Raw genomic sequence first — 9537 nt, forward strand, 5'->3', positions numbered from 1 at the left:
GCTGGCCGCACGCTCGGCATCGACTGTGCGGCTAGCTTCGCGTTCGCCGCGAACGCAGAAGCAACGCGGACACGAAAAAGCCCGGCCCCTCGTGGGGCCGGGCTTTCCCGTACTTGAGTCGTGGACTTAGAAGTCCATGCCGCCCATGCCACCGGTCGGGTCGCCCGCGGGTGCGGCCGCCTTCTCCGGCTTGTCGGCGACGACGGCCTCGGTGGTGAGGAACAGCCCCGCGATGGACGCCGCGTTCTGCAGCGCCGAACGGGTCACCTTCACCGGGTCGGCGACGCCGGCCTTGAGCAGGTCCTCGTACTCACCGGTCGCGGCGTTCAGGCCGGTACCGGCGGGCGAGTTGCGGACCTTCTCGGCCACGACGCCGGGCTCCAGACCACCGTTGAAGGCTATCTGCTTCAGCGGAGCCTCCAGCGCCACGCGGACGATGTTGGCGCCGGTCGCCTCGTCACCGGTGAGCTTCAGCTCGTCCAGCGACGGGGTCGCGTGCAGCAGGGCGACGCCACCACCGGCGACGATGCCCTCCTCGACGGCGGCCTTGGCGTTGCGCACCGCGTCCTCGATGCGGTGCTTGCGCTCCTTGAGCTCGACCTCGGTCGCGGCCCCGGCCTTGATCACCGCAACACCGCCGGCCAGCTTGGCCAGACGCTCCTGCAGCTTCTCGCGGTCGTAGTCGGAGTCGCTGTTCTCGATCTCGCTGCGGATCTGGGCCACCCGGCCGGCGATGGCGTCGGAGTCACCGGCGCCCTCGACGATGGTGGTCTCGTCCTTGGTGACGACGACCTTGCGGGCCTTACCCAGCAGGGCGACGTCGGCGCTCTCGAGCGACAGGCCGACCTCTTCGCTGATGACCTGGCCACCGGTAAGGATGGCCATGTCCTGCAGCATCGCCTTGCGGCGGTCACCGAAGCCGGGGGCCTTGACGGCCACCGACTTGAAGGTGCCGCGGATCTTGTTGACGACCAGGGTGGACAGCGCCTCGCCCTCGACGTCCTCGGCGATGATCAGCAGCGGCTTGCCGGCCTGGATGACCTTCTCCAGCAGGGGCAGCAGGTCCTTGACGGTCGAGACCTTGGAGCTGACCAGCAGGATGAAGGGGTCCTCGAGGACGGCTTCCTGACGCTCGGCGTCGGTGACGAAGTAGCCCGAGATGTAGCCCTTGTCGAACCGCATGCCCTCGGTGAGCTCGAGCTGCAGGCCGAAGGTGTTGGACTCCTCGACGGTGATGACGCCTTCGTTGCCGACCTTGTCCATCGCCTCGGCGATCAGGTCGCCGATCGACTGGTCGCCCGCGGAGATGGCCGCGGTGGCAGCGATCTGGTCCTTGGTCTCGACCTCTTTGGCCGACTTGAGCAGGGTCTCGGTGACCTTGTCGACGGCCTTCTCGATGCCGCGCTTCAGACCAAGCGGGTTGGCGCCGGCCGCGACGTTGCGCAGGCCCTCGCGGACCAACGCCTGGGCCAGAACCGTGGCCGTCGTCGTGCCATCACCGGCAACGTCGTCGGTCTTCTTGGCGACTTCCTTGACCAGCTCGGCGCCGATCTTCTCGTAGGGGTCCTCCAGCTCGATCTCCTTGGCGATGGACACACCATCGTTGGTGATCGTGGGGGCACCCCACTTCTTCTCCAGGACGACGTTGCGGCCCTTCGGACCCAACGTCACCTTTACCGCGTCGGCGAGGGCGTTGAGCCCCCGCTCGAGGCCGCGACGGGCCTCTTCGTCATACGCAATTGTCTTGGCCATTGCGAAGTGATTCCTCCGGATTGGGGATGACACGTTCTGGCCGGGTGCAGTGCCCGCGACGGACGGCTAGGTGTCTTCCGCTTGTCGCGGCCCTGGCCTCACCGTCCCGACCTAGCACTCGCTGGTCGCGAGTGCCAACGTCATTCTTAGCACTCGCCTATGTCGAGTGCAAGAAGTGGTCACCCCTATCGCCCAGCGCGTAAACCGTCGACGACGACGTCGGTCACCCGCTCGGCCAAATCCGAGTTGTAGGCCTCCATCGCCTGGCACCCGACCATGATCGCCTTCACTTCGCGCACGCCGACGTCGCGGCGCGCGGAGCCCGCGCGCTGCGCGGCCCGCAGCAGCTGGTCGAGCATGGACATGAACGCGTCCTCGGCGTCGGGGGCGGCGGTGGCAATGTCGATCCCGAGCCCGGCCAGCGCGTCGGCCAGACCGCGGTCCGTCGCGCCCCACTGCAGCACCATCGAGCGCAGGAAGGTGAAGAGCGCTTCGCCGGGCCCTTCGGATTCCAGCAGGGCGCGGCCGTCGTCGACGAGCCGCCGCATCCGGTCCTCGATGACCGCCTGGAACAGCGCCTCCTTCGTCGGAAAGTGCCGATAGACGGTGCCGGCCCCCACTCCGGCCCGCCGCGCGATCTCGTCGATGGGCACCGAGAGGCCCTCGGCCGCAAAGGTTTCGTAGGCGACTTCCAGCACGCGCGCCCGGTTGCGCGCTGCGTCGGCGCGCAGCGGCCGTGCGGGTTGCGCCACCTGTTCACTCCTCAGAGGTTGACAAAACGGGGCGTGCGTTCCATATAGTAGCAATCAACCGGAGCGATCGCCCCGTTTACTCTACAAGTTCAAGGAGCCGATCATGGCGAAGTGGACCACCTCGGACATTCCCGACCAAACCGGACGGGTCGCCGTCATCACCGGAGCCAACACGGGCCTGGGCTACGAGACGGCCCTGGCGCTGGCCGACCACGGTGCCCACGTGGTGCTGGCGGTCCGCAACCTGGACAAGGGCAAGGACGCGGCGGCCCGGATCACCGCCCAGAGCCCGCATGCCGACGTCGCGCTGGCAGAACTCGACCTCACGTCGCTCGCCTCGGTCCGGGCGGCGGCCGAGCAGCTGCGATCCGCGCACGAGCGCATCTACTTTCTGATCAACAACGCCGGGGTGATGTACACGCCGAAGTCGAACACCAAGGACGGCTTCGAGCTGCAGTTCGGCACCAACCACCTCGGCCACTTCGCCTTCACCGGCCTGCTGCTGGACCGGCTGCTGCCGGTCGCCGGCTCGCGGATCGTCACGGTCAGCAGCGTCGGCCACCGCATCCTCGCCGACATCCACTTCGATGATCTGCAGTGGGAGCGCCGCTACAACAGGGTCGCCGCCTATGGGCAGGCCAAGCTCGCCAACCTGCTGTTCACCTATGAACTGCAACGACGGCTCGCCCCGCACGGCACGACGATCGCCGCGGCCGCGCACCCCGGCTTCTCGGACACCGAGCTGATGCGCCACCTGCCCGGTGCCCTCGATTCGGTCTTCCGGATCGCAGCCCCCCTCGTGACTCAGGACGCGGCCGGCGGTGCGCTACCCAGCCTGCGGGCCGCCACTGATCCGACAGTGCAGGGCGGCCAGTACTACGGCCCGTCCGGCTTCGCCCAGTCGCAGGGCTCCCCGAAGATCGTCGGCTCCAGCAAGAAGTCGCACGACGCCGAGCTGCAGCGTCGCCTTTGGGCGGTGTCGGAGCAACTGACCGGCGTGACGTACCCCGTCTAACCCAGGTCGAGCAGCTGCTCGTAGAAGCCGCCGAAGCCGCGCGGGCGATCGACGAGGTGGATCTCGAGGATCCAGTGGCAGATTCGCCCGCGCGGGTCGGTGCGGCGCATCGGCTTGTTCGATCCGGGCATGATGATCCACTCGACGCCGGGGCCGGCGATCTTCTTGTGCGGGAACTCGCCGATCAGATGGCCCGCGATCCGGCTGCCCCACTCGAAGCCCTCGGCACGGGCCACCCCGACGACGTAGTCGAACAGCTCGGCGCCGGTGATCTCGGGATGGCCGGCGTAGTGGTCTCGGCCGGCCTCCCACACGCGCGGTAGGGCATCACGAAGGGCCGTCTTGTGCGGGTCGTTGCCGAGCACGAACGTCCGCCCGAAATCGGCCTCCCACTCCTCGAAGATCGGGCCCAGGTCGAGGAAGACGATGTCGTCGTCGACGATCACGCGATCAGGCGGGCGTTCCTGGAACGGCTGGAGCGTGTTCTCCCCGGCCCGCACGATCCGCCGGTGCCAGTGCCGGGTCACCCCGAACATCTCGCCGGCGAGGTCGTGGATCTCGTCGGAGAGTTCCTTCTCGGCCAGCCCAGGCCGGATCATGGCCCGGCGCTCGATCTCGTCGAACAGCTGTGCGGCTTTGCGTTCGGCGTCGAGCAGCCGTTGCACCCGAACATCTTCGGCGGTCGATCGGTCCACACCGGCGATGCTATGCGCACACTGGAACCATGTCCCTCGTCGTGCCGCCCTACCCGCCCGCCCGATACACCAAAGACGAACCGGAGATCAGCGCCTGGCTCAAGCGGGCCGATCAGCCGCCCGACTACGAGACGTCCGGGGTCAGGTACCACTACCTGGCCAACCAACAGGACACCGCCGGCGACTACGGCCTCTACCGCGTCGACATCGCCCCGGCCGGCGGCGGTCCCCCGGCGCACTTTCACCGCGCCATGTCCGAGGCGTTCTTCGTCTTGTCCGGAACGATGAAGCTCTACGACGGCACCCAGTGGGCCGACGGCCACCAGGGCGACTTCCTCTACGTCCCGCCCGGCGGCGTGCACGGTTTTCGCAACGAGGCGGACGAACCGGCGTCGATTCTGATGTTGTTCGCACCTGGCGCGCCCCGCGAGGCCTACTTCGAGGGCTTCGCGGCGCTGGCCGACATGACCGACGACGAGCGCCGGGAATGGTTCATCCGGCACGATAATTTCTGGGTGCAGTAAACCCTTGCATTAATGCGAAATTTCCTCTGCCGTAACGTTTCTGATCGTTGCCCACCGCGAAAAGCGATGGGCGTAAGGTGTGGCCGTGCGAACGAGAAAGCCGTCGAAGCGGGCTGCGGCCTGGATGCGGCAACGGATCGATTGGTCGATGAGTGCCCCGGTGATGATCGATCTGCGAATCAAACGCCGGAAACCCCGGAGCGCACCGGACTTTCGGCCGCATCCACCGGCGCCGGTCGCCGTTCGGGCACGCGGCATTCGGGTGATCGGCTATCAGCGCGGCGGGCGTGGACTACGTGATCGGGCCCGGGCACGCTTGACCCTCGCGCCCGCGGCGATGACGCGGCGGCCGCGCGCGTCGGGTCACCGTCGGCGCACGGCCGCCGTTGCGGCCAAGGACGCGGGTTACGGGCGCAGCAGATAATCTTCGGCGACCATGCTGCGAGTGCGCTCGAAGAATGTCCGGCCGCTATAGGGCAATTGGGTGACGACCTTCCCGCTGGGATGCCGAAAGTAGTTGGTACAGGCAAGCCAGACTTTGCCCGCCATCGCGGCCTGGATCTCGTCGTTGTAGCGGCGTTGCGCCTCGGCCGTCACCTCGACGGTGCGCGCCCCGCGCCCGCCCATCACGTCGAGGATGTGCCGGATGAAGGTCGTCTGCGCCTCGTGGATATAGATGATCGAGTTGACGCCGTTGGTGTTGGGGCCATACAGCACAAAGAAATTCGGATACCCGGTGACAAGCGTGCCCAGGTATGCCTCCGCACCGTCACTCCAGTCTTCGCGAAGGTGGCGGCCGCCGGCACCGTACACGTCGATGCTGGCCAGATAGTCGGCGGCGGTGAACCCGGTGCCGTAGATGATGGTGTCGACGCGGTGTTCGACGCCGTCAACGGTACGCACGCCGCGTTCGGTCAGTTCGGCGATCGGAGCCGTTTCCAGGCTGACGTTGGGCAGTGCGAACGTGGGGTACCAGTCGCGCGACATCAGCGGCCGCTTGCATCCGGCGGGATAGTTCGGTGTCAGCTTCGCCCGCAACTCGGGGTCGGCCACCTTGCGTGCCAGGTAACTGCGGGCAAGCTCGGTCGCTTCGAGGGTCTGTGGGTGGTCGATGTCGAAGCTGGACGACTCGTAGGCATCGAAGGCCTCGTCGCGCAGCTTCTGCGCGGTGGCCGGTTCACGTTCGAACAACTCGTGCTGCTCGCGGGTGAACGGGAAGTCGAATCGCGGTGCGATCCATATCGGGGTCCGCTGAAACACGGTCAGGTGGGCGGTCTTTCGCGCTATCGCCGGCACGTACTGGATCGCGCTGGCGCCGGTGCCGATCGAAGCGACGCGCTCTCCGTCGGTCGACCTGCTGTGGTCCCAGCGCGAGGAATGAAACCGGCGCCCGCGAAAGCGCTTCGCCCCCACGATATCCGGGATGTGCGGCACATCGAGCATCCCGACAGCGCTGACCACCACATCGAAGTCGTGCTGTCGGCCGTCGTCAGTGGTCAGCGTCCAGCGGCGCCGCGAGTCCGACCAACGCGCGGTGGTGATGGCGGTGTTGGCCCGCAGGCGCCAGGCGAGCTTGTGCTCGGCCGCCACCCTCTCGAGATAGGCGAGGATCTCGGGCTGGTTGGCATAGGTCTTGCTCCAACGAGGGTTGGGTGCAAAGGAATACGAGTAGAGGTGCGACGGGACGTCGCAGGCCGCGCCCGGAAAAGTGTTGTGGCGCCAAGTCCCGCCGAATCCCCCGGCACGGTCGAAGATCGTGAAGTCGTAGCCCGCGTCGGCGAGCTGGATCCCCATCGCGATTCCGCCTGCGCCTGCGCCGATGATCCCGACCGAGGGCTTGGCGGCCGCTATGCCCATTGCGCAAAGTACGGTCGCCCGGGCCGGCTCTTTTCGACCAGGATGAACACCACGCCCCATGGATCGACGAACCAGGTGGTACGAACCCGCGCCACGTCCGCGATTCCACTGACCAGGAAGCGCACCCCCTTGGACTCCAGTTCCGCGCGGGTGGCGTCGATGTCCGCACAGATCAGTCCGACGTGCGAGAGCCCGGGGTCGGTCAGCGTGCGGCCGTCATCGGGAGGCCCGCTTTCGGCTCCGAGGTATTCGATCACCTCGAGCACCCTGTCACCGTCGTCTTCGAATCCGAGGATGGCCGCTTTCATGCTGGGATCGGCCACCAATTCGCCCATGTCGTCGCGAATGGCGTTGCCGGACATGACATATGGGGGCGACAGGACGCGCAGGCCCAACACATCGCGGTAGAAAGCCACCGCGGCGTCGCAATCCGGAACGCACACGCCGGTGTGAGCCAAACCGGTAATCACGTTCTCACCTTACGTCGACGGGCCCACCCGCCCATCCGGCAGCGGCAGAACCGAATGAGTATGTTTTGGGGGATGCCTTCCAACGACGCAGGGACTCGCTCGTGGTCGAAGGGTGACGTCCCGGATCAGAGCGGCCGCCCGAAGCTCGTCGAATCCAGCGCCCAGTCCCACGACGAGGAACTGCAGCGCCGGCTCTGGGCCGTGGCCGAAGGACTCACCGGCGTCAGCCTTCCCGTCTGACCCGGGAGATAATGGCTTCGATGCGCTCAGTCGCCGAACATCAGCGGGTCGTCACCGAGTTGATTCGTGCGCGCCCGCCGGTCGCGGTCCCGCTGGCCGATGCCCAGGGCCTGGTTCTGGCCGAGGACGTGGTGGCGCAGCTGGCGTTGCCGGTCTTCGACAACTCCGCGATGGATGGTTATGCGGTGCTCGCCGAAGACACGGCGGGCGCGACGCCCGAGAACCCGGTGGTGTTGCGCGTCGCCGAGGACATTCCGGCCGGGCGCACCGACGAACTGACGCTGCAGCCCGGCACGGCGCACCGGATCATGACGGGCGCTCCGCTGCCGGCCGGGGCGACGGCCGTCGTGCCGGTGGAGGACACCGACGGCGGCGTGGACGTGGTGTCGATCCGCGCGCCGCGCACGGCCGGCAAGCACATCCGCCGCGCGGGTGAGGACGTCTCCCCCGGCACCACGGTCTTGCGGCAGGGTCAGGTCGTGACGCCAGCCGTGCTCGGCTTGGTGGCGGCGCTGGGCATCGCCGAGTTGCCGGTGATCCCGCGCCAGCGCGTGCTGGTGATCTCGACCGGATCGGAGCTGGTGACACCGGGCACCGCGCTGCTGCCCGGGCAGATCTACGAGTCCAACTCGATCATGCTGGCCGGGGCCGTCCGGGATGCGGGCGCCGATCTGGTCGCCGTCGCGACCGCGGAAGACGAAGTGGCCCAATTCAGTTCGATTATCGATCGATACGCGGGCTCCGAAAACCAAGTCGACCTGATCATCACCAGCGGCGGTGTCAGCGCCGGCGCGTACGAGGTGGTCAAGGACGCGTTCGGGCGCGAGGGCGACCAGGGCGTGGAATTCGTCAAGGTCGCCATGCAGCCGGGCATGCCGCAGGGCGTAGGCCGGGTGGGCGGCGCGACGATCGTCACGTTGCCGGGCAACCCGGTGAGCGCGCTGGTGTCCTTCGAGGTGTTCATCCGGCCCGCGCTGCGAAAGGCCATGGGCCTGCCGTACCCGGAACGCCCGCACCGCACGGCCATCCTCGCCGAGTCGTTGACGTCGCCGCGCGGCAAGCGGCAATTCCGCCGAGCGGTGCTCGACGACGACGCCAGCACGGTCACCAGTTACGGACCGCCAGCGTCGCACCACCTGCGCTGGCTCGCGTCGGCGAACGGACTGCTGGACATCCCAGAGGACGTCGTCGAGGTGCCCGAGGGGACCCGACTGCAGGTGTGGGATCTGCGTTAGCGAGGTCAGGCCGCGGGGGTGACCACGTCCCGATGGAACTCGTCGGCCTTGTCGAAAGCCGGGGTGCAACGGATGGCGATGCCGACGATCGCCATCATCACCGGAATGGTGACCAGCGCCGCCGCCAGCCCGACCCGGCCGGACAGGTGGCCGATTAAAGGCGGCCCGAGCAGGTAGCCCAGCCAGCCGGTCGCGGCGACGATTGCGATCGCCGATCCGGCGCCGTTCGCGCTGTAGGCCGCGCTGAAGGCGGTGGGCACCAGCAGCGCCACACCGAGTCCCAGCGCGGCGAAACCGAGCACGCTGACCCAGGCGGTGGCGGCCACCAGCGTGACGCTCATGCCCACGACGGCCACCAGCGCCAGCGCAGGAAGCAGCCGGCGGGTGGACACCCGCGCCTGCAGTCCGGGTGCGCCGAACCGGGTGATGACCATCGCACACGTGTAGGCGGCGTAGCTCAGCGCGGCGACGCTCGGGCCCGCGCCGACGACGTTGCGCAGGTAGTTGGCCGACCAGTCGGTGGCGGCGCCTTCGCACAGAAACGACGCGAACGACACCGCGGCGAGGATCGCCACCGCCGGCGTCAGCCAGGCGCGCCTACCCGGCGCCGACGACGCGGCGGGGTCGGCCCCGTCGGGGATCAGGCGATGGGTCAGTGGTTCCACCACGATCAGGACGACCAGCCCGAGAGCCGTGAGCTGGGCCGTCAGGCCGACGCCCACGCTGACGCACGCCGCGCCGATCAAGGCTCCGGCCAACGCCCCGACGCTCCACATGCCGTGGAACCGCGCCATGATCGGAGTCTTGGCGAGCCGCTCGACGGTGCCGGCCTGGGTGTTCATCGCGACGTCCAGCGCCCCCTGGAACAGTCCCCACAGCGCCAGCGCGCCGAACAGCGCGGCCGCCGATCCGGCCAGGCCCACCGTCGCGCCGGCCGCGACATAACCCGCCACCATGACCGGGATCAGCCGGTGGCTGCCCCAGCGGGGCAGCGCCC

At 68.1% G+C, this 9537-nt stretch carries 9 protein-coding genes and 1 pseudogene; 4 read left to right on the forward strand and 6 right to left on the reverse strand.

The window, feature by feature from the left end:
- Positions 1–126: 126 nt before the first annotated feature.
- Positions 127–1752, reverse strand: coding sequence for a chaperonin GroEL (gene groL / locus A5652_RS13045; RefSeq protein ID WP_064950651.1), 1626 nt, complete (start codon positions 1750–1752; stop codon positions 127–129).
- Between the two features lie 185 nt (positions 1753–1937).
- Positions 1938–2504, reverse strand: a complete 567-nt coding sequence (locus tag A5652_RS13050; RefSeq protein ID WP_082983883.1) for a TetR/AcrR family transcriptional regulator — start codon at positions 2502–2504, stop codon at positions 1938–1940.
- A gap of 103 nt (positions 2505–2607) precedes the next feature.
- On the opposite strand from A5652_RS13050, the gene A5652_RS13055 reads away from it, so the two are divergent.
- Positions 2608–3519, forward strand: coding sequence for an SDR family NAD(P)-dependent oxidoreductase (locus tag A5652_RS13055; protein ID WP_067351547.1), 912 nt, complete (start codon positions 2608–2610; stop codon positions 3517–3519).
- Here A5652_RS13055 and A5652_RS13060 read toward each other — a convergent pair.
- Positions 3516–4214 carry a M24 family metallopeptidase gene (locus A5652_RS13060; RefSeq protein ID WP_067351550.1) on the reverse strand — a complete coding sequence of 233 codons (699 nt, stop codon included), beginning with the start codon at positions 4212–4214 and terminating at the stop codon, positions 3516–3518. The two genes, A5652_RS13055 and A5652_RS13060, sit on opposite strands and share 4 nt — an antisense overlap.
- A gap of 29 nt (positions 4215–4243) precedes the next feature.
- On the opposite strand from A5652_RS13060, the gene A5652_RS13065 reads away from it, so the two are divergent.
- On the forward strand, positions 4244–4738 hold the full coding sequence (locus A5652_RS13065; protein ID WP_067351554.1) for a cupin domain-containing protein: 495 nt from the start codon (positions 4244–4246) through the stop codon (positions 4736–4738).
- 405 nt (positions 4739–5143) lie between these two features.
- Here the strand turns inward: A5652_RS13065 and A5652_RS13075 are convergent, their stop codons facing one another.
- Complete coding sequence (locus tag A5652_RS13075; protein WP_067351560.1) at positions 5144–6595, reverse strand: NAD(P)/FAD-dependent oxidoreductase; 1452 nt, start codon at positions 6593–6595, stop codon at positions 5144–5146.
- A complete protein-coding gene (locus A5652_RS13080) occupies positions 6586–7065 on the reverse strand; it encodes a VOC family protein (RefSeq protein ID WP_067351563.1) in 480 nt (159 codons plus the stop codon). Before A5652_RS13080 ends, A5652_RS13075 begins: the two co-directional genes overlap by 10 nt.
- Before the next feature lie 132 nt (positions 7066–7197).
- Here A5652_RS13080 and A5652_RS27595 point away from each other — a divergent pair.
- Together A5652_RS27595 and glp are read left to right on the forward strand one after the other, a co-directional pair.
- Positions 7198–7305, forward strand: a pseudogene (locus tag A5652_RS27595) (short-chain dehydrogenase); the annotation flags it as partial.
- A gap of 20 nt (positions 7306–7325) precedes the next feature.
- Positions 7326–8540, forward strand: coding sequence for a gephyrin-like molybdotransferase Glp (gene glp, locus A5652_RS13085; RefSeq protein WP_067351580.1), 1215 nt, complete (start codon positions 7326–7328; stop codon positions 8538–8540).
- A 5-nt stretch (positions 8541–8545) separates the two neighbouring features.
- Here glp and A5652_RS13090 read toward each other — a convergent pair.
- Positions 8546–9537, reverse strand: a 992-nt coding sequence (locus A5652_RS13090) for an MFS transporter (RefSeq protein ID WP_067351566.1), incomplete at its 5' end; no start/stop codon positions are given.

The organism is Mycobacterium sp. 1165178.9 (assembly GCF_001673555.1).
Taxonomy (GTDB): domain Bacteria; phylum Actinomycetota; class Actinomycetes; order Mycobacteriales; family Mycobacteriaceae; genus Mycobacterium.